General features: G+C 32.7%; 22 protein-coding genes. 13 read left to right on the top strand and 9 right to left on the bottom strand.

The window, feature by feature from the left end; translation table 11 throughout:
* Positions 1 to 75: 75 nt before the first annotated feature.
* On the bottom strand, positions 76 to 1104 hold the full coding sequence (locus ACFQ0S_RS02010) for a LamG-like jellyroll fold domain-containing protein (protein WP_379752667.1): 1029 nt from the start codon (positions 1102 to 1104) through the stop codon (positions 76 to 78).
* 129 nt (positions 1105 to 1233) lie between these two features.
* Here ACFQ0S_RS02010 and ACFQ0S_RS02015 point away from each other — a divergent pair, with 129 nt between their 5' ends.
* The 10 genes from ACFQ0S_RS02015 to ACFQ0S_RS02060 all read left to right on the top strand — a co-directional run bounded on the left by ACFQ0S_RS02015 (position 1234) and on the right by ACFQ0S_RS02060 (position 10472).
* Positions 1234 to 1587, top strand: coding sequence for a helix-turn-helix domain-containing protein (locus ACFQ0S_RS02015; RefSeq protein ID WP_379752669.1), 354 nt, complete (start codon positions 1234 to 1236; stop codon positions 1585 to 1587).
* A gap of 60 nt (positions 1588 to 1647) precedes the next feature.
* Positions 1648 to 1911 carry a DUF6364 family protein gene (locus ACFQ0S_RS02020; RefSeq protein WP_379752671.1) on the top strand — a complete coding sequence of 88 codons (264 nt, stop codon included), beginning with the start codon at positions 1648 to 1650 and terminating at the stop codon, positions 1909 to 1911.
* The gene (locus tag ACFQ0S_RS02025; protein WP_379752673.1) at positions 1908 to 2324 is read left to right on the top strand and encodes a type II toxin-antitoxin system VapC family toxin; all 417 of its coding nucleotides are present in this window, start codon (positions 1908 to 1910) and stop codon (positions 2322 to 2324) included. The genes ACFQ0S_RS02020 and ACFQ0S_RS02025 overlap by 4 nt, the downstream gene beginning before the upstream one ends.
* 4 nt (positions 2325 to 2328) lie before the next feature.
* Positions 2329 to 4773 carry a bifunctional UDP-N-acetylmuramoyl-tripeptide:D-alanyl-D-alanine ligase/alanine racemase gene (locus ACFQ0S_RS02030; protein ID WP_379752675.1) on the top strand — a complete coding sequence of 815 codons (2445 nt, stop codon included), beginning with the start codon at positions 2329 to 2331 and terminating at the stop codon, positions 4771 to 4773.
* Between the two features lie 83 nt (positions 4774 to 4856).
* Positions 4857 to 5234 (top strand): large conductance mechanosensitive channel protein MscL, encoded by a 378-nt coding sequence (gene mscL, locus ACFQ0S_RS02035; RefSeq protein ID WP_379752677.1) that lies wholly within the window; start codon positions 4857 to 4859, stop codon positions 5232 to 5234.
* A 162-nt stretch (positions 5235 to 5396) separates the two neighbouring features.
* A complete protein-coding gene (locus tag ACFQ0S_RS02040; RefSeq protein WP_379752679.1) occupies positions 5397 to 6386 on the top strand; it encodes an aspartate-semialdehyde dehydrogenase in 990 nt (329 codons plus the stop codon).
* Between the two features lie 99 nt (positions 6387 to 6485).
* Positions 6486 to 6839, top strand: a complete 354-nt coding sequence (locus ACFQ0S_RS02045; RefSeq protein WP_379752681.1) for a hypothetical protein — start codon at positions 6486 to 6488, stop codon at positions 6837 to 6839.
* Positions 6840 to 6904: 65 nt separating this feature from the next.
* The gene (locus ACFQ0S_RS02050) at positions 6905 to 9289 is read left to right on the top strand and encodes a TonB-dependent receptor (protein WP_379752683.1); all 2385 of its coding nucleotides are present in this window, start codon (positions 6905 to 6907) and stop codon (positions 9287 to 9289) included.
* A gap of 12 nt (positions 9290 to 9301) precedes the next feature.
* A complete protein-coding gene (locus ACFQ0S_RS02055; protein ID WP_379752685.1) occupies positions 9302 to 9880 on the top strand; it encodes a type 1 periplasmic binding fold superfamily protein in 579 nt (192 codons plus the stop codon).
* A 217-nt stretch (positions 9881 to 10097) separates the two neighbouring features.
* A complete protein-coding gene (locus ACFQ0S_RS02060) occupies positions 10098 to 10472 on the top strand; it encodes a DoxX family membrane protein (RefSeq protein WP_379752687.1) in 375 nt (124 codons plus the stop codon).
* 53 nt (positions 10473 to 10525) lie between these two features.
* Here the strand turns inward: ACFQ0S_RS02060 and mtgA are convergent, their stop codons facing one another.
* The gene (mtgA, locus tag ACFQ0S_RS02065) at positions 10526 to 11206 is read right to left on the bottom strand and encodes a monofunctional biosynthetic peptidoglycan transglycosylase (protein ID WP_379752689.1); all 681 of its coding nucleotides are present in this window, start codon (positions 11204 to 11206) and stop codon (positions 10526 to 10528) included.
* Positions 11207 to 11210: 4 nt separating this feature from the next.
* Positions 11211 to 12323 carry an NAD(P)/FAD-dependent oxidoreductase gene (locus tag ACFQ0S_RS02070; RefSeq protein ID WP_379752691.1) on the bottom strand — a complete coding sequence of 371 codons (1113 nt, stop codon included), beginning with the start codon at positions 12321 to 12323 and terminating at the stop codon, positions 11211 to 11213.
* Positions 12324 to 12554: 231 nt separating this feature from the next.
* Between ACFQ0S_RS02070 and ACFQ0S_RS02075 the strand changes: the two genes are divergently transcribed.
* On the top strand, positions 12555 to 15749 hold the full coding sequence (locus ACFQ0S_RS02075) for a reprolysin-like metallopeptidase (RefSeq protein ID WP_379752693.1): 3195 nt from the start codon (positions 12555 to 12557) through the stop codon (positions 15747 to 15749).
* 73 nt (positions 15750 to 15822) lie between these two features.
* Here ACFQ0S_RS02075 and ACFQ0S_RS02080 read toward each other — a convergent pair whose 3' ends face one another.
* Positions 15823 to 16266 carry a nucleoside deaminase gene (locus ACFQ0S_RS02080; RefSeq protein ID WP_379752695.1) on the bottom strand — a complete coding sequence of 148 codons (444 nt, stop codon included), beginning with the start codon at positions 16264 to 16266 and terminating at the stop codon, positions 15823 to 15825.
* Between the two features lie 37 nt (positions 16267 to 16303).
* Here ACFQ0S_RS02080 and ACFQ0S_RS02085 point away from each other — a divergent pair, with 37 nt between their 5' ends.
* Entirely contained in the window at positions 16304 to 18079 is a 1776-nt protein-coding gene (locus tag ACFQ0S_RS02085) for a 1-deoxy-D-xylulose-5-phosphate synthase (protein ID WP_379752697.1), read from the top strand.
* A 29-nt stretch (positions 18080 to 18108) separates the two neighbouring features.
* The gene (locus ACFQ0S_RS02090) at positions 18109 to 19074 is read left to right on the top strand and encodes a DUF3078 domain-containing protein (RefSeq protein ID WP_379752699.1); all 966 of its coding nucleotides are present in this window, start codon (positions 18109 to 18111) and stop codon (positions 19072 to 19074) included.
* Position 19075: 1 nt separating this feature from the next.
* Here the strand turns inward: ACFQ0S_RS02090 and ACFQ0S_RS02095 are convergent, their stop codons facing one another.
* The 5 genes from ACFQ0S_RS02095 to ACFQ0S_RS02115 all read right to left on the bottom strand — a co-directional run bounded on the left by ACFQ0S_RS02095 (position 19076) and on the right by ACFQ0S_RS02115 (position 25350).
* Complete coding sequence (locus ACFQ0S_RS02095) at positions 19076 to 20422, bottom strand: deoxyguanosinetriphosphate triphosphohydrolase (RefSeq protein WP_379752701.1); 1347 nt, start codon at positions 20420 to 20422, stop codon at positions 19076 to 19078.
* A gap of 53 nt (positions 20423 to 20475) precedes the next feature.
* Complete coding sequence (locus ACFQ0S_RS02100) at positions 20476 to 20928, bottom strand: GNAT family N-acetyltransferase (RefSeq protein WP_379752703.1); 453 nt, start codon at positions 20926 to 20928, stop codon at positions 20476 to 20478.
* Between the two features lie 70 nt (positions 20929 to 20998).
* Positions 20999 to 23431, bottom strand: coding sequence for a ribonucleoside-diphosphate reductase subunit alpha (locus ACFQ0S_RS02105; protein WP_379752705.1), 2433 nt, complete (start codon positions 23429 to 23431; stop codon positions 20999 to 21001).
* Between the two features lie 112 nt (positions 23432 to 23543).
* Entirely contained in the window at positions 23544 to 24521 is a 978-nt protein-coding gene (locus tag ACFQ0S_RS02110; protein WP_379752707.1) for a ribonucleotide-diphosphate reductase subunit beta, read from the bottom strand.
* A gap of 262 nt (positions 24522 to 24783) precedes the next feature.
* A complete protein-coding gene (locus tag ACFQ0S_RS02115; protein WP_379752709.1) occupies positions 24784 to 25350 on the bottom strand; it encodes a DUF3109 family protein in 567 nt (188 codons plus the stop codon).

Consider the following 25350-nt stretch of genomic DNA (forward strand, 5'->3'; position numbering starts at 1 on the left):
TTGTCTAAGATAAAAAACCCATTTAGCATTCTAAACGCTAAATGGGTTTTTTAAGATTTAAACGGAATGCTTTAGTTATTGCAAATCGATTTTTCTGGTTGTCAATAAATTTCGGTTAGCATCATATACTGTAACCAAATAAATTCCCTTTCCTGTCCAAGAATTAAGCGGAATACTATATTGTTGTTGGTTTAAGGTGGTACTAAAAACTTCTTGACCCAATAGGTTTGAAATTTTTATTTGATACCCCGTTACCGCAGATAAAGTACCGCAATCTATCGTAATACGGTCTTTAGTAGGATTAGGATAAATGGTAATACTATTGTTATAAGTTACAGGATTATAACTCAATGTGCCTAGATTAATTACTAATGTATCGGTTACGGTAACATTTTGATAACAAATATTGGCTTTATATAAATTAGTAATTTCATCAGGTGTTAAGGCACGATTCCAAATCCCGATGTCATCCACGAGTCCATTGAATAACTCAATATTTTTGCCACCATCTCCAACTATCAATTTATTTCCAACAACATTAATATATACTGGATTCGCAGAATACGAAAATATTCCGTTAATATACATTCGACAAACTTTATTATTGTTTGTTATGATTATATTATACCATGTACCTACACTTGATGTATTAGCTGCAAGAACAGACACTCCAGCAGTTGAGTTTCCTACTGGTGTATAAAAATTAAATTTATTTAAAGACAAACTATATTGTAACATTAGGTATCTATCACTATTAGCTGAATTAATTCCTTGGATAAAAGTAGGCCATGATATACTAGCATTATTTAATTTAACCCATAAAGATAATGTGTAATTGTTTATTAAGCTAGTTGATGAAATTGGAAGGCTTATGTTAGTATTATCAAAACTATAAGCACTATTCACATTTCCAAATCTATCGTTAGTTAATGTCGCTCCATTATTAGTTCCGTTATTGGCATTTGTACTAACATCATTAGCATTGCCATTAAAAGGCCAATACCCCACCAATCCATCAGTTGGCACATAAGAAGGCACTTGGGCTGTCAAAATAGTTGTGAAACCTGCTACTAATAGCATAATAAAAAAGTTATTTTGTTTCATGATTACTGATTATAAAAAAGTTATTTTTTTTGTTTTTACAAAAAAACAAAACTTTTTTTGCAACATTTTTTTATTTTTGTTCTAAATTTTATATATTTGGTTCTAAATAAGAACATAACTTGTTAAATTATGAAAGCAAATATTGGAGATAAAATTAGAAAAGTACGAGAACTGAAAGGTTTTACCCAAGACTTTATGGCGGGAAAACTAGAAATGTCGCAACGTGCCTACAGTAAAATCGAGAATAATGATATTAAACTCGATTGGGGACGAATAGAAGATATTTCTAAAATTCTGGAAATAGAACCTACTGATTTGGTTTCGTTTGATGATAGTTTGGTGTTCAATAATTGCGTTCAATCTGGCAAATTCCAGGTTTTCAACAACAACTTTCCTGATGAATTAAAGAAAAGCTACGAAGACCGCATTGCTCATTTAGAACAAGAAGTGCTGTTTATGAGAGGATTGTTAGCAAAAAGCTAATTAATTTCTTCGTACGTTTTTTTTAATTATATTTGTACGTATAAAATAATTGTTTGCGTTATGAATACTAAACTCACTTTAAAACTTGATAAAAACGTAATTGAGAAAGCAAAAATTTATGCTGCCCAGCACAAACACAGCTTGTCATTTATGATAGAAAATTACTTGAAAGCGGTTACTTCTTCAGAAAAAACGCAAGCTAATGAGGAAGTTAAAATTTCTGAATTTGTTAAAAGTATTGGTATTGACGGCGTAAATCTGCCTGAAGATTTTGATTATAAAAAAGAACTTACCGAAATATTGTGCAAGAAATACGGCGTATGAAACTGTTTTTAGATGCTAATGTTGTTTTGGATTTAATCCTAAAACGCCAACCCTTTTTTGATACTATTGCAGAAATAGTTACAATTGCTGAAAACAAATACTTTACACTTTGCTTGTCGTCTGTTACATTTGTCAATGTAAATTATATTGCTTGTAAGTTCACAGATAAAAAAAACGTTTCTGAAAGTCTGAAAAAATTGCGAATCCTTTTAGATGTATTGACTGTTTCTGCAACAGAAATAGATAAAGCTCTATATTCAAACTTTAATGATTTTGAAGATGCAGTTCAACACTACTGTGCCTTAAAAAACAATTGCGATTATATCATTACCCGAGATTCTAAAGATTTCAAAAACTCAGAAATCCCAGTAATGACTCCCACAGAATTTTTAGCTACACTCCATAAATATTGACTACTTGATTGTACAAATTAAAAATATTGTCCCAATTTTACAAGCCAAATGGTTAGCAAATCATTCGGAAACTACTATTGAGACTATTTCTATCGATAGCCGTTCTTTACAAAATGGCTCTAATACTTTGTTTTTTGCATTGGTCGGGCCAAATAATGATGGTCATGATTATATTTCAGCATTAATTGAAGAGGGAGTTCAGAATTTTGTTGTAACTTATATTCCTCAAAATCTAGAAAATAAATCCAATTTTTTTGTAGTTGAAGATACATTAAAAAGCCTTCAACTATTTGCTGCTTATTATAGAAATTTATATCATTTTCCTATTATTGGAGTAACCGGAAGCAACGGAAAAACTATTGTAAAAGAATGGCTCAATTTTTTATTAAGTCCAGATTTCAATATCATTCGAAGTCCTAAAAGCTACAATTCACAAGTAGGAGTTCCGTTGTCAGTTTTGGCTATAAACGAAAAACACAATTTTGGGATTTTTGAAGCAGGCATTTCAACTCGAAATGAAATGGAAAAGCTAGAAAAAATTATACAACCAACAATAGGAATACTTACCAATATAGGCTCAGCTCATGATGAAGGCTTTTCAAACATTGGAGAAAAAATAAAAGAAAAATTAAAACTTTTTAAGAATGTTTCGGTATTAATTTATAATAAAAACAAAACCATTGATTCGTTTTTAAATCCAACAATAAATACATTTTCATGGAGTTGCACTGATCATCATGCTGATGTTTTTATTGTAACAAAATCAATTTTAGATAAGACAATACTTAAAATTAAGATTCAAAACAATAATTTCGAAATTAAAATTCCTTTTCGTGACGATGCATCTATTGAAAATGCAATACATTGCATGATGGTTATGCTCTATTTAGAATACGATTACAAAACCATTGAAACACGAATGGAATTGTTATTTCCAGTCGAGATGCGTTTGAAACTTAAAAACGGAATAAACAACACCACTTTAATAGATGACAGCTATAGTTCCGATTTTCAATCTTTAAAAATAGCTTTAGATTTTCTGGAAAGTCAAAAACAACATAAAAAGAAAACACTGATTTTATCAGATATTTTTCAGAGCGGTTTGTCTAATGAAGATTTATATTCAGGAGTTTCTCAACTGATTATTTCTAATAAAATTAATAGAGTAATCGGAATAGGCGAAACAATCTCGAAATATAAAAGTAAATTTTCAAACTGTACAACATTTGCAAATACAGAGGAGTTCATTGCAAATCTAAATGTTTTGAATTTAAACAATGAAACTATCTTAATTAAAGGAGCTAGGACGTTTCATTTCGAAAAAATTGTCTCTGCTTTGGAAGAAAAAACACATGAAACCGTTTTAGAAATTAATCTAAATGCGATAAGTCATAACTTAAATTTTTATAAAGCAAAATTAAAACCTGAAACCAAAATCATGGTTATGGTAAAGGCTTTTGGTTATGGTAACGGTGGATTTGAAATTGCTAAACTTTTAGAACATCATAAAGTAAGTTATTTAGGGGTTGCATTTGCAGATGAAGGAATTTCATTGAAAACAGCAGGAATTCATCTGCCAATAATGGTATTAAATCCAGAAAATACGAGTTTTGAAGCGATAATTCACCATCATTTAGAACCGGAAATTTACAGTTTAAAAGGATTAAAAACGTTCTTGAAAGTTGCTGAACAAAAAAAATTATATCATTTTCCTATTCATATTAAGTTTGATACAGGCATGCATCGATTGGGTTTTGAAGAAGAAAATATAGAAGAATTAATTTCAGTTTTAAAAGAAAATAAATCAGTTACCGTAAAAAGTATTTTATCACATATGGCAACTAGCGATGATATAAAACATCGTGATTTTGCAATTTCACAAATTGATTTATTTGATAAATTTTCTTCAAAATTGATGAACGAATTGCAAATTAAACCCATTCGTCATATTCTAAACACTTCTGGAATTAGTAATTTTCCAGAAGCACAATACGATATGGTTCGGCTTGGCATTGGTCTCTATGGTGTCTCAAACGATGTTGAAGAACAAAAGTATTTAGAAAATGTTGGTACTTTAAAATCTATCATTTCGCAAATTAGAACTATTGATGCTGGAGAAAGTGTTGGATATGGAAGACGATTTATCGCCGAAAAAACAACTAAAATTGCCACAATTCCTATTGGTTATGCAGATGGAATTTCAAGACTTTGGGGTAACGGACTTGGTTTTGTTACTATAAATGATCAAAAAGCAACTATTGTTGGTAGCATTTGCATGGATATGTTAATGGTTGATGTTTCGGAAATTATTTGTAAAGAAGGTGATCAAGTAATCATTTTTGGAGAAAGTCCAACCGTTACTTTTATGGCTGAACAATTGCAAACCATTCCATATGAAATCCTTACTAGTGTCTCTCAACGTGTGAAACGTGTTTTTTACAGAGAATAATTTTTTATTTTAAATTACAATTTGTTAAAAATTTAACTAAATTTGATTTAATTAAAACTAAATATTAATCTAAAACAAAAACTATGGGAATGATTTCAGAATTTAAAGAGTTTATTGCTAAAGGTAATGCAATGGACTTAGCAGTCGGAGTTATTATTGGAGGTGCTTTTGGGGCTATTGTTAACTCATTGGTTGTTGATGTAATTACACCAGCATTATTAAATCCTGCATTAAAAGCGGCACAAGTTGAAGATTTAGCCGGTTTAAAAACCGATGGCGGAATTTTGTATGGAAAATTTTTAGCTGCAGTAATAAGTTTTCTTGTTATTGCATTTGTGATTTTCATTTTTGTTAAAGGAATTAATAGCATGAAGAAAAAGCAAGAAGCCGCCCCAGCTGCTCCAGCAGGTCCAACTCAAGAAGAATTGTTGACTCAAATTAGAGACTTGCTAAAAAAATAATTACCGCTACATACATATTTTAACTAAACCACGTCTATACGTGGTTTTTCTTATTTGTTATATTTATAACATTTTGTTATTTTTTGTGAATCCGATTGTTTTTATTTGAATAGTACTTACTTTTGCCATTCAAAATTAATTAAAAAAATAAAAATATATAGTATGAGAATTGCAGTAGTTGGTGCAACCGGAATGGTTGGTGAAGTTATGCTTCAAGTTTTAGCAGAAAGAAATTTTCCAGTAGTAGAATTAATTCCCGTTGCCTCTGAAAGATCTGTGGGCAAAGAAATTGAATTTAAAGGAAAAAAATATAAAGTTGTAGGTTTACAAACGGCAGTTGATATGAAAGCTGACATTGCTTTATTTTCTGCAGGAGGACAAACTTCATTAGACTGGGCTCCAAAATTTGCAGCTGCTGGAACTACAGTTATCGATAACTCATCAGCTTGGAGAATGGATCCTACTAAAAAATTAGTTGTGCCTGAAATCAATGCAGGAGAATTAACAAAAGAAGATAAAATAATAGCAAATCCAAACTGTTCTACAATTCAAATGGTATTAGCGTTAGCACCATTACACAGAAAATATAACATTAAACGTATCATTGTTTCCACTTACCAATCCATTACTGGAACTGGTGTAAAAGCAGTTCAACAATTCGAAAATGAGTGCGCCGGAATAGAAGGAGATATGGTCTATAAATATAAAATTAATAGAAACTGTATTCCTCAATGTGATGTTTTTGAGCCAAATGGATATACTAAAGAAGAAATGAAATTGGTTAAAGAAACCAAAAAAATTCTAAGTGACGATTCTATCAAAGTTACGGCGACAGCGGTTCGTGTGCCTGTTGTTGGCGGTCACAGTGAAGCTGTAAATGTTGAGTTTACTAATGATTTTGATGTAAATGAAGTTCGCAATATTTTACATCATACAGACGGCGTTGTAGTACAAGATAATTTGGATACATTCACTTATCCAATGCCTAGATATGCCGAAGGTAAAGACGAAGTTTTTGTAGGAAGAATCCGTCGTGATGAAAGTCAACCTAACACACTTAACATGTGGATTGTTGCAGACAATTTACGAAAAGGAGCCGCAACAAATACCATTCAAATTGCTGAATATTTAGTGGCAAATGATTTAGTGTAAATCAAAATCAGCACAAACTTTAAATCCGTTTATTTTAACAAATCACAAATTTTGTTAAAAGAAACGGATTTATTTTTTGGTTTAGTACTTTTGTAACAAATGAAAAAGAGATTTGTAATAGTCAATTCGGTTTTAATGTTTGTTGTATTGTTTTCAATGCTATTACAATCCTTGCATTCTTTTGAACATTTAGCAAAACTCTTTGCTGAAAAAGAGTGTCATCATCACTATTCACAAAAAACAGAAATTAATCATCAACATCATCCTTTTGATCATTGTTTCGTTTGTGAATTTACTTTTGGGAGTTATGTTTCAACTGCTTTGTTTTCATTAAAAAACAGAATTATTGTTACAATATCTCAACAATACACTTTTTTATACAAACACACTTCACAATTCTTCAAAGGAAGTTTATTTGCATTAAGAGCACCTCCACAATTCAAAATATTTTAAAAACAAATTCATTTTCATGTTTCTGAAAATGAATATCGTGTTTCTATTTATTTTGAACAGAAAAAATGCTAAAAAAAAAGTATCTCGTTTTCTGCGGATTGTTGTTTAGTGTATGTATATTTTCACAAAACACAATTAGCGGAAAAATCACCAATCAAGAGAATGAAGCTCTTGAGGGAAGTCATATTCATATCGGAAAGAAAACAGGAACTACCGATGCGCTAGGGAATTATTTTATAAAAAATGTCTCAAGCGGAAAAGTAAAAGTTCACGTTTCGTATATTGGGTATCAGTCTATTGACACTCTAGTTGGTTTAAATAATGACCTTGTACTTAATTTTAAACTAAAGGAATTAACTTTTAGGCTGAATGAGATTAATGTAACACATGCTAGAAACACAATTAACAAGTCTGTTTTGGAACAAAAAATTAAAACAGAAACTATTGAAAAGTATAGCAGTCAATCTCTTGGTGATGCTTTAAAGGAAATAGCTGGTGTATCTGCATTAAAAACGGGGAGTACCATTGTTAAACCAGTGATTAATGGATTATATGGCAATAGAGTTCCCATTATAAATAATAATATAAGGATGGAAGACCAGCAGTGGGGAACAGAACATGCGCCTAGTTTCGACATCAACTCAGCTTCAAAAATTACAGTAATAAAAGGAGCTTCAGGTTTACAATACGGAGGAGACGCTGTTGGAGGATTAGTTATTATTGAACCTGTTGCTGTAAAAAAAGACACTTTGTTTGGTAAAACACTATTGAATTTTGATTCTAACGGACGAGGCGGATCTGTAAGTTCTAGTATTCATAAAGGAAACATTTTGGGTTGGAGTTGGAACGCTTTAGGCACTTTTAAATACTTAGGCGATAGAGAGACTCCAAACTATGTATTGTCTAATTCAGGAAACCGGGAAGCCAATTTTTCAGGTGATATAAAATATTCTAATAAAAAGTATGATTTTACGGGTTACTACAGTTATTATAACGCTCAAATTGGAATTCTACGTGCCTCGCATACCGGAAATGCTAATGATTTACGTAATTCAATCAATAACAAGATTCCTTCTGTAGTAAAAGATTTTACGTACAATATTGAAAATCCGAAACAAGAAGTACAACATCATATCTTAAAAGCAAATTATAATTATTATTTTGATGAAACAGCTTCGCTTGCCATTCAATATGCATTTCAATTTAATAAACGTTTAGAGTTTGATGTAAGAAGAGGAAATTTCAACAATAAGCCAGCATTAGATTTAGACTTGAAAACACATTCAGTAAACATAGATTATAAAAAAAATGTTCATGACTGGTCTATTAAATCTGGAGCAAATACTGTCTTACAAGATAATTTTGCCAATCCAAGCACTGGTGTTCGTCCTTTAATTCCTACTTATTCTAAAATTGATGTTGGACTTTACAGCATTGTAAGTCATAATTTTTCGGATAGTTTTACTTTAGAAACGGGTTTGAGATATGATTTTTCTAAAACAGATGCAACTAAGTTTTATTTTAAATCGCGTTGGGACGAAAGAGGATACAACTCTGAATTTGCTTCTTTTGTCGTTGGAGATTTCGCTAATCAATGGCTAACAAAACCAACATTTACTTTTCATAATATTTCGAGTAGTATTGGTTTTTATAAAGTTTTTGAAAACGATTTGGATTGGTATACGAACCTAAGTTATGCCGCTAGAAATCCAAATCCATCAGAGTTGTTTAGTGACGGATTGCATCATTCTTTGGCAGTTATTGAGCTAGGTGATTTGGCTTTGGACAAAGAAACTTCTTTAAAAGTATCCACAACTATTCAAAAAAAATGGAATTCTTTTTCAGTTGAGCTTAATCCGTATGTAAATGCTATTCAAAACTATATGTTTTTAAGACCAATTAGACCTGAGAATACTAATCGTGGTACTTTTCCTGTTTTTCAATACGAACAAACTAATGCTAGAATTGCTGGAATTGATTCGCAAACCAATTGGAAGATCAATTCACACTGGAATCATTCTCTTGCTTTTACTTATGTAAATGGTAAAGATTTATCTAAAAACATTCCTTTAATAGACATCACTCCATATTCGGTAAATACAAAAATTCAATATTCAAACGCTAAGTGGAATGACTTCTTAATTGAAGTTAAAGGAGAACTTGTGGGGCAGCAAAAACAGTTCCCTAATAATAATTATACCATTAATATTATTGAAAATAATGTACTTACTCCTGTTGAAGTAGATATAAGTACTCCTCCAGCAGGCTATGAATTGTTGCATATGTATTCAGAAGTAAAATTTAAAACCTTTCATAAAGGAATTACAACTTTAGCATTTTCTGTTCAAAATATTTTAAACACAACTTACAGAGACTACTTAAATCGTCAACGCCTTTTTGCAGACGAAATGGGTAGAAACTTTCAAATTCAATTAAAAATTAATTATTAAAAAATTTAAAAAATGAAAAATTCAAAAATTTTAGCCATTGCATTAGTATCAATATTCACTTTTTCATCTTGTAGTGATGATGATGACAAGCCAACACCAGTTATAGAAGAGGAAGTAATTACAACATTAACCGCTGTTTATACCCCTGTAGGTGGCGGTACTGCAATAACTTTACAATCTAGAGATTTAGATGGCGATGGGCCTAATGATCCTTTAATTAGTGTATCAGGAAAATTTGCACAAGGAACAATATACAATGGTGTTGTAACTTTCTTGAACGAAACAGAAAGCCCAGCTGAGGACAAAACTGAGGAAATTAAGGAATTAGCGCTTGAGCATCAAGTGTTTTATCAAAAAACTGGCGGTATCAATAACATTATCTATGCTGATACACCGAGTAACAAAGATTCAAACGGAAACCCGATTGGTTTAGAATCTGTCTTTACCACTACAGGAGCTGCAACTGGTACTATTAGAATAATTTTAAAACACGAACCAAACAAATCAGCTCTTAATGTAGCAAATGGTGATGTGGCAAATGCCGGAGGAAGTACTGATATAGAAGCAGATTTTGACATTGTTGTTGAGTAATACTTTCCAAATTTATTTTTTTTAAAAGCTATTCCAATTGGAGTAGCTTTTTTTATAATCCAAATTAAAAAATCTTATTTTGTATTATTGTATTTATTTTTAAAAAAAGCATCAATTTTATTTTTTTTACTTTTCGTAATTATTTATGTGTTTCATATATAATAATTTACTAATTTAGGTTAAATTTAAAATTAACTAACCAATAAATTTTTTTTATATGAATTCACAATTTTCGTTACTAGTTAGAATTACTTTGGGAGTTTTACTTGTAGTTTTTGGGAGCAATAAGTTTTTACATTTTATTCCGCTTCCAGAACCAACTGGTGCAGCGGCTGATTTTATGAATTCATTAGGCGCAACAGGATATATTTTTCCACTTGTCGGAATTCTTGAAGTTGCTATTGGTGCTTTGTTATTATTAAAGAAATGGATTGCTTTTGCTTTGATATTGTTGGCGCCGATTTCAATTAATATTGTACTTTTTCATTTATTTTTAGATATCCCTGGTTTAAGCGCGGCTTTATTATTAGCAGTTTTAAATGGAATTTTAATTTATAAACATTGGAAACAATATACTCCGCTTTTTTTATAATCAACAGTAAAATATGAATTAAAAAGGCTTTTATTTGAAAAGCCTTTTTGTTTTTAATATTCTAATTTGCCTACATATCTCATGTGCCTAACAATTCGGTCTTTTCGACGATTAATATAAGAAGATGAATTAGTGGCTTTAAATTTTCTAGGATTTGGTAAAATAGAGGCTATACCTGCAGCTTCATATTTGGTCAAATTAGAAGCCTCTTTTTTATACCAATACTGGCACGCAGCTTCTGCGCCATATACACCATCTCCCATTTCAATACTATTGAGATAGACTTCCATTATTCTTTCTTTTCCCCAAATCAACTCAATTAAAACAGTAAAATAAGCTTCTAATCCTTTGCGTAAATAGCTTCTTCCTTGCCATAAAAATACATTTTTAGCAGTTTGCTGAGAGATGGTACTTCCTCCTTTTAATTTTTTACCCTTCTCATTATTTTTCATTGCTTTTTGAATAGCATCAAAATCAAAACCATTATGAGTCAAAAAAGTCCCATCCTCACTAGCAATAACCGCTTTTTGTAAATTTGTTGAAATATTTTCTAATGGCTCCCAATCGTGGCTACAAATCATTTCTTTTCCGTCCATTTTATTTTCAATGGCTCGAACAACCATAAGTGGAGTAAGAGGAACGGGAACAAATTTAAAAAACACAACTCCAATAATTGAAATTGCAAAAAACCAAAGCATGGCTTTAAATAAAAAACGAATGATTCTTCTAAACATAAAATTAAATTAAATCGGCCAACTCAGTACCTATTAAACTTCCAATAGCAACTCCCATTCCTCCTAGTCGCACGCCACAATATACATGTTCAGATAATTGGCTAACAATAGGATTTTTACTTGAACCCAATCCCATGATTCCGCTCCAACGATGTTGAATTTTGAAATCCTGATTGGGTAAAATTACATTTTTTAAAAGATATTCTAACTGATTTTGAATTATTGTGGTCTCTCCAAATTCAGAAGTTGTTTCTCCTTCAAAATCAAGATTTCTCCCACCACCAATTAATATTCGATCATCAATGTTTCTAAAATAATAATACCCTTTATCTAAATGAAAAGTCCCTTTTATATCTAAATTTGGGATAGGTTCAGTAATTAAAACCTGTGCTCTAGCGGGTTTTACAGCACCATTAGTTATTGAACTTGCAAAACCATTGGTTGCAAAAACAATTTTTTTTGTTTTAAAATTAAAATCACCAATAGCGACTTGTACATCAATCTTACTTTCGTGATATTCAGTAACCGTTTGTTGATTCAAAATTAAAATATTCTCAGAAATAGCTTTTTTTAATAATGCCTGCATCATATTTCCAGTATCGATTTGGGCTTCAAAAGGATTAAAAATTAGATATTCTTTTATTCCATTGAATCCGAAACGCTCTATTTCCTTTGCGAAAACAGTTGTTTTAAAAACAGGTTTTAAAATCTCATTAATAAAGGACATCTTATTTAATGACAAATCGTAATTAGTATCGTCATTTTTTAAAAATAATTCATAACCACCAAAAGGTTTAAAATCTATTGCATCATCACCTAGGTTTTTGCGAAGTAATTGTAATCCTTTCCATCGTTTTTCAATAAGTTGTATTACTTCTTCTTCTGAATGAGACTTTAAATCGTCTATAATTTCCGAAAGGCTTCCGAAACATGCAAAGCCGGCATTTTTAGTACTCGCGCCTTGAGGTAACATTCCTTTTTCTAAAACTAAGATTTTACTATCGGGAAAACGTTCTCGTAAGCGTAAAGCTGCATGCAATCCAACAATTCCGCTACCTACGATGGTGTAATCGATGTTTGTAAACCAGTTTTTTAATTCCCAATAACTCAAATTCATGGAAAATTATTTTTTATAAAAATAACAATTTTTCATTAAACCATATTATTTAATTCAAGTTTTATAAATTGAATTTTTTCTGTTTATTTATAAAAATTATTAATTAAATTTTATGGATAACAAAAGTTTGTTGTAAAGTTGTTAATAAATAAGCTCATATTTAACATTTTCAATTAAATAATAAATTTACATTTGAAGCCTATTTTAACCAAAAATTAATTTATTAACATTATGAAAAACAAATTACTTTCAATTATATTACTTTTTATTAGCAGTATTTCATTCTCACAAATTAGCAAGTCTCTATGGAATGAAACCTCTGAAAATAAATTAGTTTCGGAAATTTTTAAGAACAAAAACCAAATAAAGAACCCGAAATTATTTGATCTTGACATCGTCAATTTAAAACAAAAACTATCTGTTTCTCCTAAAAGATTTGAAGTTTCAGAAAAATCGAACGTTATTGTTTCTTTCCCCAATTCAGAAGGGCAATTAGAGAGTTATCGAATTTTGGAATCTTCTAATATGGATGCTGAATTGGCAAGGAAATATCCTGAAATAAAATCCTATGTAGGTCAAGGGATAGAAAATCCAACATCTACTATTTACTTTAGTTTATCTCCTCTTGGTTTTCAAAGTATGATAATCAAAGCAGATCAATCAGCTGTTTTTATTGAGCCGTATACTAAGGATTTAAAGACATATAGTGTTTTTAGAAAAACAGATAAAATGGCTTCATTAAACAAGTTTGAATGTAAAGTAGTGAACAAATTAAGTCCAAATACACTAACTAATTTTGTTGCAAGACCAAATGCTGATGATGGTAATTTAAGAAATTATCGTTTGGCATTATCTGTAACTGGAGAGTATACAGCTTATTTTGGAGGTACAAAAGCGTTGGCTTTAGCTGCAATAAATAATTCTATGACTAGGGTAAATGGTGTCTTCGAAAAAGATTTTGGAGTACACATGAATTTGATTGCTAATAATGATTTAGTAGTTTACACAAGCGCAACTTCAGACCCCTATTCTGCATCGTCTAATATGTCTAGATGGAATGCTGAATTACAATCTACATTGACTTCAGTTATTGGAGAAGCAAATTATGACATCGGACATTTATTTGGAGCTACAGGAGGAGGAGGAAATGCAGGTTGTATAGGCTGTGTTTGCGTTAATGGTTCTAAAGGTAGTGGAATTACTTCGCCAGCAGATGGAATTCCTCAGGGAGATAGTTTTGACATTGATTATGTTGCGCATGAGATGGGACATCAATTTGGAGGTAATCATACCTTTACCTTTAGTAATGAAGGCACAGTTGCACAGTGCGAACCAGGAAGCGGATCTACCATTATGGGATATGCTGGAATAACAGGAGCAACCGATCTTCAAGCCCGTAGCGATCCATTTTTTCATGCGGTTAGTATTCAGCAAATAACTAATTATATAAAATCGACTACTTGTCAAACTACAACAGTTACTGGAAATGCAGTTCCAACGGTAAATGCGGGTTTAGACTATACCATACCTAAAGGAACTCCTTTTGTTTTAACAGGTTCCGGATCTGATGCAAACGGCGACGCACTAACATACATTTGGGAACAAATGGATAGAGGAACATCGACTACGACAAATCCGAAAACGACGGCAACTTCTGGGCCTGCTTTTCGTTCTTTTACCCCATCTACTAGCGCTACAAGATATTTTCCAAGGCTTTCAACAATACAAGCAGGATTAACATCTTGGACTTGGGAAGCGATTCCAAATGTTGCAAGAACTCTAAACTTTAGATTAACCGTTAGAGACAATAGAGCTGGCGGACCTGCAAATAATAGTGATGACATGATTGTAACGGTTAACGCAACAGCAGGGCCATTTACAGTGAGTGCTCCTAATACTGCTGTTTCTTATGTTGGAGGATCTTCACAAACTGTAACTTGGGCAGTTGCAGGAACAACCGCAAACGGTGTTAATACTGCTAATGTAGATATATTATTATCTAGAGATGGTGGAAATACATTTCCTATTACACTATTAGCTGGAACTCCGAATGATGGAAGTCAAGTAGTAACAATACCAAATACTGCTGGAACACAGAACAGAATTATGGTTAGAGGAAGCGGGCATATTTTCTTTGATATTTCTAATGCAAACTTTACCATAACTGCTGGCTCTACAGATACTGTTGTGCCAACCGCTCCAACATTAGCAGCATCTGGAACTACACAAACAGCAACTAACTTGTCATGGTCTGGGGCAACCGATAATGTGGCGGTAACAGGCTATGATGTGTTTCAAGGTTCAACTTTGTTGGGTTCAACATCAAGTACAACCTTTTCAGTTATTGGTTTAACGGCTTCAACAACATATTCTTTTTCAGTAAAAGCTAAGGATGCAGCTGGTAATATATCGCTTTCAAGTAATTTAGTTAGCGTTACAACTTTAGCGCCAGTTTTAGATACAACATTGCCAACGGCTCCTACGTTGACGGCTACAGGAACAACTCAAACCACTACAAATTTGTCTTGGTCTGGAGCAACAGATAATGTTGCCGTAACAAGCTATGATATCTATCAAGGTGCATCATTAATTGCTAGTGTAGCGACAACTTCCTATACGGTTTCGGGATTAACGGCTTCGACAGCTTATACATTTTCTATACGATCAAAAGATGCAGCAGGAAATATTTCAGCACCAAGTAATATAGTAAATGTAACCACTTTAGCTGTTGTAGTTACTTCTTATTGTGCTTCACAAGGAAATAGTACAGCTGATGAGAGAATAGGTAGAGTCGTTTTTGGAACAATAAACAATACTTCAACAGGGACAAATGGTTATGAAAATTTTACCTCTTTGTCTACAAATGCAGTTCGAGGAACGGCCTATACAATTACGATAACTCCTTCATGGACAAGTACCGTGTTCAGCGAAGGGTATGGAGTTTGGATTGATTTTAATGGAGATGGTGATTTTGCAGATGCTGGCGAAACTGTTTTGTCGAGAGCAAGAACAATAACGACTCCAATTTCAGGGGCAATAACAATTCCTGCAACTGCTAAACTAGGTATCACCCGAATGAGAGTCTCTATGAAGTACAATGCAACTCCAACTTCATGTGAAATATTCTCTTTCGGACAAGTTGAAGATTATTCTATAAATATTGTTGCATCAGTTGCAAAAGATGCTTCGATAACTCCTAAAGCGTTAACTTTTAAAGTGTATCCAAATCCAGTAAGATCGAATATTTTAAATATTTCTGGAATTGAAAACGGAACCTATAGAATTATTAATGTTGTAGGTCAAGAAGTTTCAAAAGGAAAAATTGAAGGCGAGAGTATTCCAGTTCACATGATTAAATCTGGAGCCTATTTGTTAGAAGTGACTTCAAATGGCGAAATTGCCTTAAAACGTTTTATAAAAGAATAAGAATAAAAAATTAAGGAAAAAGCGGCTAGAGTATTGTTCTAGTCGCTTTTTTTATGAATAATTATTTCAATTTTCACTTTCTTTTCTCAGCAAAAAACGTTTTCATCAAACTAGAAGCCTCATTTGCTAGAACTCCTCGAACAACAATAGTTTTTGGATGCAATTGTGTTCCCATTTTTTCAAAACCACGATGCTCATCGCTTGCACCAAAAACAATTTTTGAAATTTGACTCCAATATAATGCTCCAGCACACATTTGGCATGGTTCAAGAGTAACATAAAGCGTACAACCTGTTAAATATTTTCCTCCCAAAAAATTAGCTGCAGCAGTTATTGCTTGCATTTCGGCATGAGCGGTAACATCATTCAAAAGTTCGGTTAAATTATGACTCCTTGCAATGACTTTGTTATCGATGACGACAATAGCACCAACAGGAATTTCACCTTTTTCAAAAGCTACTTCGGCTTCCTGAAGGGCTTTTTTCATAAAATATTCGTCAGTGAAAATGTTTTCCATAAGGCAAAAATAGGAATTCAATTTGTACATTTGCTTCATGTCGAATAATTTACTTACACATATTTTCAATCCATCCGATTTGCGTCAACTCGATGAAGCACAACTTCCTCTAGTCGCACAAGAATTGCGTGACTTTATTATTGGAATTGTAGCTGTTAAAGAAGGGCATCTTGGTGCAAGTTTAGGTGTTGTAGAACTAACAATTGCTTTACACTACATCTTTAATACTCCAGAAGATTTATTGGTTTGGGATGTAGGACATCAAGCTTATGGGCATAAAATTTTAACTGATAGAAGGACGCAGTTTCATACGAATAGACAATTAGGGGGTATTTCTGGATTTCCAAAAAGGAGCGAAAGTGTATATGATGCTTTTGGAGTAGGGCATTCATCAACATCTATTTCAGCAGCTTTAGGTATGGCAATTGCTTCTAATTTAAAAGGAAATTTTAACATACAACATATTGCAGTTATTGGCGATGCTTCTATTGCATCGGGAATGGCTTTTGAAGGTTTGAATCATGCAGGAGTTACCGATGCTAATTTATTAGTAATTCTTAATGATAATGCTATTGGTATTGACCCGAGTGTTGGTGCTTTAAAAAAGTATCTCACCGCCGTGAAAGAAGGAAAAAATCCGAAGCAGAACAACATGATTAAGTCCTTAAACTTTGATTATTCAGGGCCTATAGACGGTAATGATATTTTTGCGGTTCTACAAGAATTAAAACGATTAAAAAATATAAAAGGGCCCAAGTTTCTTCATATTATCACCACAAAAGGAAAAGGATTAAAACAGGCTGAGGACAACCAAGTACAATATCATGCTCCTGGAAAATTTGACGCTGCTACAGGAGAAATTCATACAAAATTAGAAGAAAATCTTCCTCCTAAATACCAAGATGTATTTGGTTTAACACTTTTGGATTTAGCTAAATCAAACGAAAAGATTATAGGAATCACACCAGCAATGCCAACAGGAAGTTCACTCAAATTTATGATGGATGAATTTCCGAAACGTGCTTTTGATGTAGGAATTGCTGAGCAGCATGCTGTAACCTTATCTGCAGGGATGGCTACCCAAGGAATGGTTGTTTTTTGTAACATCTATTCCACTTTTTTGCAACGCGCTTATGACCAAGTGATTCATGATGTGGCTTTGCAGAATCTACCAGTCATTTTTTGTTTAGACCGTGCAGGTTTGGTAGGTGAGGATGGAGCAACACATCATGGCGTTTTTGATTTGGCGTATTTGAGATGCATTCCAAATATGATTATTTATTCACCATTGAATGAAATTGAACTTCGGAACATTTTATATACGGCACAATTTGGTTTGTCAAATCCTATTGCTATTCGTTATCCTCGCGGAAGAGGCCGGATTATAAATTGGAAACAGCCGTATGAAAAATTGGAAATAGGAAAAGCTACTTGCATCAAGAAAGGAACAAAAATTGCGATTTTATCTAATGGAACTATTGGCAATAATGTAACTCTTGCTTTGTCTAAATTAAATAATTCAGAGCATTTTGCTCATTATGATTTTGCGTTTGTAAAACCCTTAGATGATGATTTACTTCATACTATCTGTACCTCATTTCAATCTTTAATTACCATTGAAGACGGATCAATTATTGGCGGTTTTGGGAGCTCAATAGCTGAATTTTTAGCTCTGCACAAGTATACTTTATCAATAAATATTTTGGGCATTCCTGATGTGTTTGTAGAGCAAGGTACAATTCCTGAATTACAACAATTTTGTAAATTAGACGTTAACAGTCTAGTTGGCTTATTTAAAAAATTATATTACTAATTCTGAACAAGTTTCTCAATAGTTTATTAATGCGGTTTTTATTTATTTATTATTTTCTGATAGCATTCTTTGTTTCAAAAAATATCTTTTCTCAAGAAAACAATATTATTCCCTATTCTAAAAACGTTTCGAACGATACTATTTCGTATTGGATAAAACAAAATAAAGTTGGTTTCGATTTTACTCAGATTGCATTTGTAAATTGGAATGCTGGTGGTGCTAGTTCTATATCAGGTTTAGCTAAAGCCAATTTTGTTAGAACTTATTGTAGAAAAAATTATAAATGGGAAAACGAATTGATTGTAAGATATGGATTAAACAAACAAGAAGGAAAAGAACTACAAAAAACAGACGATGTATTGCTGTTTAACTCGACTTTCGGATACAGAAAAGATACATTGACCAATTGGTATTACTCTTCAAAATTTAATTTTAATACTCAGTTTACAAACGGATATGCCTATCCAAATACTTCAATTTCTATTTCTAAACCTTTCGCCCCGGCGTATCTTTTTTTAGGAATCGGTGCCGAGAATATTAATAAAAGAAAGAATTACACTATTTATATTTCTCCGTTTACCTTCAAAAACACCTTGGTTTTAGACAGCAGATTAGCCAATCAAGGTGCTTTTGGTGTTCGTGGTGCTCAGTTTGATGCTAATGGAACTATGATTATTAGTGGAGAAAAATCAAAAGTGGAATTAGGAATGTTGTTTTCTAGTCAGCTAAAAAAGGAAGTATATAAAAATATTATTTTAGACAGTAGATTGATTTTATATTCGGATTACATCAATAAATTTGGGAATATTGATGTTGATTGGAATATTTTATTTGAATTGGTAGTAAATAAATATGTAAAAGCAAATATTGGCACTCATCTTATTTATGATGATGATATAAAAGCTAAAGATGAGGTTAATGGAAAACAAATTACGATTGGTCCAAAGATTCAACTCAAACAACTCTTAGGTATAGGAGTTGTTTATGAGTTTTAAATTAATTTCTTTTTGTTCCGTTAATCGTTTCATACAATTCTAAGGCATTGCCATCTGTTAAAAGCGAAACATAGTGACAAATATGCAAAAGCCTTTTATATAAATCTTCTTTATCTTCTAGGAACTTTTCAGGCAACATTTTCAGAATCAATTTGTCATAATTTGATGCTTTTCCGTCAAATTTATTATTAAAAGCGGTGATGAATTTATCTAATAATGTTTGAATAATTTGATAACCAATCAACTCTTTTTCAATTACTTCACGACTTTGATAGATGTTTTTTACGCTCAATTTAATTATGTCATCCATTTGGGCTTTGTACTTGCTTTTATCGGTCAAAGCAAATGGAAATTTTCCTTGTAAAATAGCTTCTTCATTTTCTAAAAATACTCTAACAGCATCGTTTATTAAACTTCCAATGGCTAAAGCTCGCAAATAACTGATTCTGTCTTCTTTTGTAGTTAAGGTCTTGTATTTCTCGGTGTCAATACTGTCTTTTACTAGTTTTATTAAATATTCTAAAGCAAAATCTTCAGAAACCAAACCCAAATTAATTCCGTCTTCAAAGTCAATAATGGTATAGCAGATGTCATCTGCAGCCTCTACTAAATAAGCCAACGGATGTCTCTCGAAGCCGATATTGCTTCCTTCTTTATTAGGAATCAAACCTAATTCTGTGGCGACTTCTTGAAAAAAAGATTTATCGGTTTGAAAAAAACCATATTTTTTATCAGCAATAGTATTGGTTGGTTTTTTAGGTAAACTTTCCTTTGGGTATTTCATAAATGCGCCTAAAACAGCATAAGTGAGTCTAAGCGCACCTGAAACTCCTGGGCGGTTTGCTGTTAAAACTGAAAAACCGTTAGCATTTCCTTCAAAATCTATTAAATCTTGCCATTCTTTATTGGATAATTTATCCTTGAATTGCTGCCCTTTCCCAATAGAAAAATATTCTCCAATTGCTTTTTCTCCAGAATGTCCAAACGGTGGATTTCCTATATCGTGAGACAAAGATGCTGCTGCAACAATTGCACCAAAATCATTCATATGAAAACCATGAATTTCTTGTAAATACGGATATTTTTCAATTATTTTTTTTCCAACCAATCGTCCTAATGAACGCCCTACAACCGAAACTTCTAAGCTGTGTGTTAATCGAGTATGTACAAAATCAGTTTTAGAAAGTGGAATTACCTGTGTTTTATCCTGCAAGCTACGAAAGGCAGATGAGAATATGATTCGATCATAATCTACCTCAAAACCCAAACGGGTGTCGTCTTGTTCTATTCGTAATCGTTTGCTTGTATCTCCTTGACGTTTTAGTGATAATAGTTGTTCCCAGTTCATTGAATTGAAGATTGTTGATTAACGATTTTTGATTTCAGAAGTTAAAGATAACTTTATTTTAAGATTTTCAGCATGCAAACACTACTTTCCGCACCAACGTATTGACCATAATTTTCTGTGATTTTATAGCCTGAATTTTTGTATAATGAAATAGCCTCAGGTTGGTTGATTCCCGTTTCCAGAATTATTTGAAAATAATTTAGTTCTGATGTCCAAAGTTCAAGCTCAGACAAAATTTTAGAAGCAATTCCTTTTCCTCGATAATCAGGATTTACGAACATTCGTTTTATTTCTACCGTTTTATCATCGATTTCCCTGAAAGCTCCACAGCCAATAGCAATGTCGTTTTGATGACAAACAATTACGTTGTTTAAGATTGCCGTTTTGTTTATTTGAGCATAAAATTCATGATCTTCTCCATCACGAATTTTTAAATCGGCATCTAATAATTTCACAAGGTTTATGAAATCTTGGTTTTCGGAGGTTGTTCGAGTTAGATTTAACATAGGTTAATAATTTAAATAAAAAACAGCTATCTTTTCGACAGCTGTTTCTATTTATTATTTAAAATTATTGTTACGACCCACACATTTCGCATTCGTCTGGATTAGCATTTTTTGCCAATTCAATCATGGCTCTGTATTCTTCTGCTGATATTTCTGCGGGTTCGTCTAAAACGGCGATAGGCTGTAACACTTGCTCTACCGGTTGCTCTTTTACTTCTATAGGCTCTGCTTTTTTATCATTATTCAATGTAAATTTAATAGCATCAACCGCAGCTTTTGTTCTTAAATAATACATTCCAGTTTTTAATCCTGATTGCCAAGCATAGAAGTGCATCGATGTTAATTTAGAATAATTAGCGTCTTGCATGAATAAATTTAGCGATTGCGATTGGTCTATAAAATAGCCTCTATGACGAGACATATCGATAATATCTTTCATAGACATTTCCCAAACGGTTTTGTACAAGTCTTTTAAATCCTGAGGGATACGTTCTATGTTTTGAACAGAGCCGTTGTTTCTCATGATTTCTTGTTTCAAATCTTCAGTCCACAATCCTTGTTTTACCAAATCTTCTAATAAGTGTTTATTTACTACGATGAATTCTCCAGATAACACACGACGCGTGTAGATATTTGAAGTATACGGCTCAAAAGCTTCGTTATTCCCTAAAATTTGCGAAGTAGAAGCTGTTGGCATTGGCGCTACTAAAAGTGAATTTCTCACTCCGTGCTCCATTACTTCTTTTCGTAATGATGCCCAGTCCCAACGTCCTGATAGCTCTTCGTCTTTTAATCCCCAAAGATTGTATTGAAATTCTCCGTTTGATATTGGCGATCCTTTAAAGCTTGAATATGGCCCCTCTTCTTTTGCCATTTCCATAGATGCCGTAACTGCTGCAAAGTATAAAGTTTCGAATATTTCTTGATTTAATTTCTTTGCTTCATCACTTGTAAATGGCATGCGCAATAAAATAAAAGCATCTGCTAAACCTTGAACACCTAAGCCTACTGGGCGATGGCGTAAGTTGGAATTTTCGGCTTCTTTTACAGGATAGTAATTTCTGTCGATTACTTTATTTAGGTTGCGTGTAACGCGTTTGGTAACAGAATATAATAAATCATGGTTGAATTCGCCTTTTTCAACAAACATTGGCAACGAAAGTGAAGCCAAGTTGCAGACAGCAATTTCATCTTTTGATGTAAATTCCATAATCTCAGTACACAAATTCGACGAACGAATGGTTCCCAGATTTTTTTGATTTGATTTTCTGTTGGCCGCATCTTTATACAACATGTATGGCGTTCCAGTTTCGATTTGAGACTCTAGAATTTTCTCCCACAATTCACGTGCTTTGATGGTTTTTCTCCCTTTACCTCTTTCTTCGTAGGAGATGTATAATTTCTCGAACTCGTCTCCATATACATCATACAAACCAGGACATTCGTTAGGGCACATTAAAGTCCAATAGCTGTCTTCTTGTACTCTTTTCATGAATAAATCAGATGTCCACATGGCAAAGAATAAATCTCTAGCACGCATTTCTTCCTTTCCGGTATTCTTTTTCAAATCTAAAAATTCAAAAATATCGGCATGCCAAGTTTCAATATAAATAGCAAAGCTTCCTTTGCGTTTTCCTCCACCTTGGTCTACATATCTAGCTGTATCGTTAAAAACACGAAGCATAGGAACGATTCCGTTTGATGTTCCATTAGTGCCTCGAATATAAGAACCTGTTGCCCGAACGTTATGAATAGACAAACCAATTCCACCCGCCGATTGTGAGATTTTAGCTGTTTGTTTTAAAGTATCGTAAATTCCATCTATACTATCGTCTTGCATCGCCAAAAGAAAACAAGATGACATTTGAGGTTTTGGTGTTCCTGCATTAAACAATGTTGGAGTAGCGTGGGTAAAGAATTTTTTCGACATTAAGTCGTAGGTTTCAATAACCGATTTCAAATCATCTAAGTGAATTCCGACAGCTACACGCATTAACATGTGTTGCGGACGCTCTACAATTTTCCCGTTTATTTTTAATAAATAAGAACGTTCTAAAGTTTTAAATCCAAAATAATCGTAGTTAAAATCTCTATTGTAAATCACATGCGAATCTAAAAATTCAGCATTCTCCATGATTACTTTATGTACTTCTTCAGAGAGTAAAGGTGCTTCTAGGTTCGTTCTCGGATTTACATAATGAAACATCTCGTTCATGGTTTCTGAGAACGATTTTTTAGTGTTTGAATGCAAGTTAGAAATTGCAATTCTAGCCGCTAACTGAGCATAATCAGGATGTGCAATTGTCATTGAAGCTGCGGTTTCGGCAGCAAGATTATCTAATTCTGAGGTAGAAACACCGTCATACAACCCTTCTATTACCCTCATTGCTACTTTTACGGCATCTACTAAATCGTTTAAACCATAACAAAGTTTTTTAATTCTCTCTGTGATTTTGTCGAACATTACAGGCTCTTTATGGCCATCTCTTTTTACTACATACATAAGCATTGAGGTTTTAAAAAACAAGAAATCCCTTTCCTGCTTTTGGGTTATTTGTATTAATTGTTTGTTTTATTTTCTTTTTTAATCTGGAAAAATACAGATGATATGGTTTTTAAAAATCAGCATCAAAGCTAATTTTTTGAGCGTCAGAATCGGTATTCATCACACCTGATTTTTGATATTCGGCTACTTTCTTTTCAAAGAAATTGGTTTTTCCTTGTAAAGATATCATATCCATAAAATCGAAAGGGTTAGTGGTATTGTATTCTCTATCACAACCCAATTCAACTAACAATCTATCAGTAACAAATTCTAGGTATTGTGTCATTAGTCCGGCGTTCATACCAATTAAGCTTACTGGCAAAGACTCTGTAATAAATTCTCTTTCGATGTTTAGTGCATCAACAATAATTTCTCTTATTCTGCTTTTTGGAACCTTTTTTAATAAATGATGATTGTGTAAATGCACTGCAAAATCACAATGCACTCCTTCGTCACGAGAAATTAATTCGTTTGAAAAAGTGAGTCCAGGCATTAACCCACGCTTTTTTAACCAAAAAATTGAACAAAAACTTCCTGAGAAGAAAATTCCTTCTACTGCAGCAAAAGCAATAAGCCTTTCAGCAAAAGAATCAGACTCAATCCATTTTAATGCCCAATCGGCTTTTTTCTTAATGGCAGGAAAAACATCAATTGCTGTAAACAACTCGTTTTTCTCTGTTTCGTCTTTTACGTAGGTATCAATCAATAACGAATAAGTTTCGCTATGAATGTTTTCCATCATGATTTGAAAACCATAGAAAAACTTCGCTTCAGCATATTGCACTTCATTTACAAAATTTTCGGCTAGATTCTCATTTACAATTCCGTCAGATGCTGCGAAAAAAGCTAAAATATGTTTGATGAAGTATTTTTCTTCATTATTTAATTTGTTGTTCCAATCGTTTAAATCTTGCGATAAATCGATCTCTTCTGCAGTCCAAAAACTGGCTTCCATTTTTTTATACCATTCCCAGATATCATGGTGTTTGATAGGAAAAATCACAAAACGATTTTTGTTTTCTTGTAAAATAGGTTCAATTTGAGGCATCTCTTAAGTTTGTTTTTTGAAATTTTAACGAAAAATTATGTTTTCTGTCGAGTACAAAGATTGTCATTTGTAATCAAAAAAGAAAGTCAAACTTATTCACAATCGGCTTTAGTTTTTAACAAACGGGAGTATTCTCAATATTTTTATTAAAATTTTTACGATATTGAAAATCAGACATTTAAAAATAGAAAAAAGTTAAAAACTACCGTAAAATATAGGATTTTAGATGTGCAAAACAAGAAAAAACAAACTTCTTTTGAAATTATTTTTTCAGTTCTTCCGCTACTTTTTCAAGCTCTAAAAACCAATCTTCGCCAAACCTTCTGATAAGGGCTTCTTTAACGAATTTGTATACTGGAATTTCTAGTTCTTTGCCTAAAGTACAGGCATCGTTACAGATATCCCAACGATCGTAATTTACGGCAGCAAACTCCGTAAAATCTTTCACTCGAATTGGATATAAATGACAGGAAACAGGTTTTTTCCAATTAATTACTCCTTCATTGTAGGCTTGCTCGATACCGCAAAGAGCCGTTTTACCATCAAAAATTACGTAAGCACAATCTTTATTGTCAATTAACGGGGTTTCAAGATCGCCATCAGTTCCTTTGGTCCAAGTGCCTTGTGCTTCAATGGCGGAGATGCCTTCTTTGCGAAGAAACGGTTTTACTTTTGGATAAATCTCTTCTAAAATTTTGGTTTCCTCCAGTCTTAAAGGTGCTCCAGCATCGCCATCGACGCAACAAGCACCCTTGCAAGCGGATAAATTACAGACGAAATCTTTTTGTAAAATGTCTTCGGAGACAATGGTTTTTCCTAGTTGAAACAT

The organism is Flavobacterium myungsuense (assembly GCF_042677265.1).
Classification (GTDB): domain Bacteria; phylum Bacteroidota; class Bacteroidia; order Flavobacteriales; family Flavobacteriaceae; genus Flavobacterium; species Flavobacterium myungsuense.

Coding starts and splice junctions, on each gene's coding strand:
- ACFQ0S_RS02010 (WP_379752667.1), bottom strand. CDS start 1,104: ATGAAACAAAATAACTTTTTTATTATGCTATTAGTAGCAGGTTTCACA.
- ACFQ0S_RS02015 (WP_379752669.1), top strand. CDS start 1,234: ATGAAAGCAAATATTGGAGATAAAATTAGAAAAGTACGAGAACTGAAA.
- ACFQ0S_RS02020 (WP_379752671.1), top strand. CDS start 1,648: ATGAATACTAAACTCACTTTAAAACTTGATAAAAACGTAATTGAGAAA.
- ACFQ0S_RS02025 (WP_379752673.1), top strand. CDS start 1,908: ATGAAACTGTTTTTAGATGCTAATGTTGTTTTGGATTTAATCCTAAAA.
- mscL (WP_379752677.1), top strand. CDS start 4,857: ATGGGAATGATTTCAGAATTTAAAGAGTTTATTGCTAAAGGTAATGCA.
- ACFQ0S_RS02040 (WP_379752679.1), top strand. CDS start 5,397: ATGAGAATTGCAGTAGTTGGTGCAACCGGAATGGTTGGTGAAGTTATG.
- ACFQ0S_RS02045 (WP_379752681.1), top strand. CDS start 6,486: ATGAAAAAGAGATTTGTAATAGTCAATTCGGTTTTAATGTTTGTTGTA.
- ACFQ0S_RS02050 (WP_379752683.1), top strand. CDS start 6,905: ATGCTAAAAAAAAAGTATCTCGTTTTCTGCGGATTGTTGTTTAGTGTA.
- ACFQ0S_RS02055 (WP_379752685.1), top strand. CDS start 9,302: ATGAAAAATTCAAAAATTTTAGCCATTGCATTAGTATCAATATTCACT.
- ACFQ0S_RS02060 (WP_379752687.1), top strand. CDS start 10,098: ATGAATTCACAATTTTCGTTACTAGTTAGAATTACTTTGGGAGTTTTA.
- mtgA (WP_379752689.1), bottom strand. CDS start 11,206: ATGTTTAGAAGAATCATTCGTTTTTTATTTAAAGCCATGCTTTGGTTT.
- ACFQ0S_RS02070 (WP_379752691.1), bottom strand. CDS start 12,323: ATGAATTTGAGTTATTGGGAATTAAAAAACTGGTTTACAAACATCGAT.
- ACFQ0S_RS02075 (WP_379752693.1), top strand. CDS start 12,555: ATGAAAAACAAATTACTTTCAATTATATTACTTTTTATTAGCAGTATT.
- ACFQ0S_RS02080 (WP_379752695.1), bottom strand. CDS start 16,266: ATGGAAAACATTTTCACTGACGAATATTTTATGAAAAAAGCCCTTCAG.
- ACFQ0S_RS02085 (WP_379752697.1), top strand. CDS start 16,304: ATGTCGAATAATTTACTTACACATATTTTCAATCCATCCGATTTGCGT.
- ACFQ0S_RS02090 (WP_379752699.1), top strand. CDS start 18,109: ATGCGGTTTTTATTTATTTATTATTTTCTGATAGCATTCTTTGTTTCA.
- ACFQ0S_RS02095 (WP_379752701.1), bottom strand. CDS start 20,422: ATGAACTGGGAACAACTATTATCACTAAAACGTCAAGGAGATACAAGC.
- ACFQ0S_RS02100 (WP_379752703.1), bottom strand. CDS start 20,928: ATGTTAAATCTAACTCGAACAACCTCCGAAAACCAAGATTTCATAAAC.
- ACFQ0S_RS02105 (WP_379752705.1), bottom strand. CDS start 23,431: ATGTATGTAGTAAAAAGAGATGGCCATAAAGAGCCTGTAATGTTCGAC.
- ACFQ0S_RS02110 (WP_379752707.1), bottom strand. CDS start 24,521: ATGCCTCAAATTGAACCTATTTTACAAGAAAACAAAAATCGTTTTGTG.
- ACFQ0S_RS02115 (WP_379752709.1), bottom strand. CDS start 25,350: ATGTTTCAACTAGGAAAAACCATTGTCTCCGAAGACATTTTACAAAAA.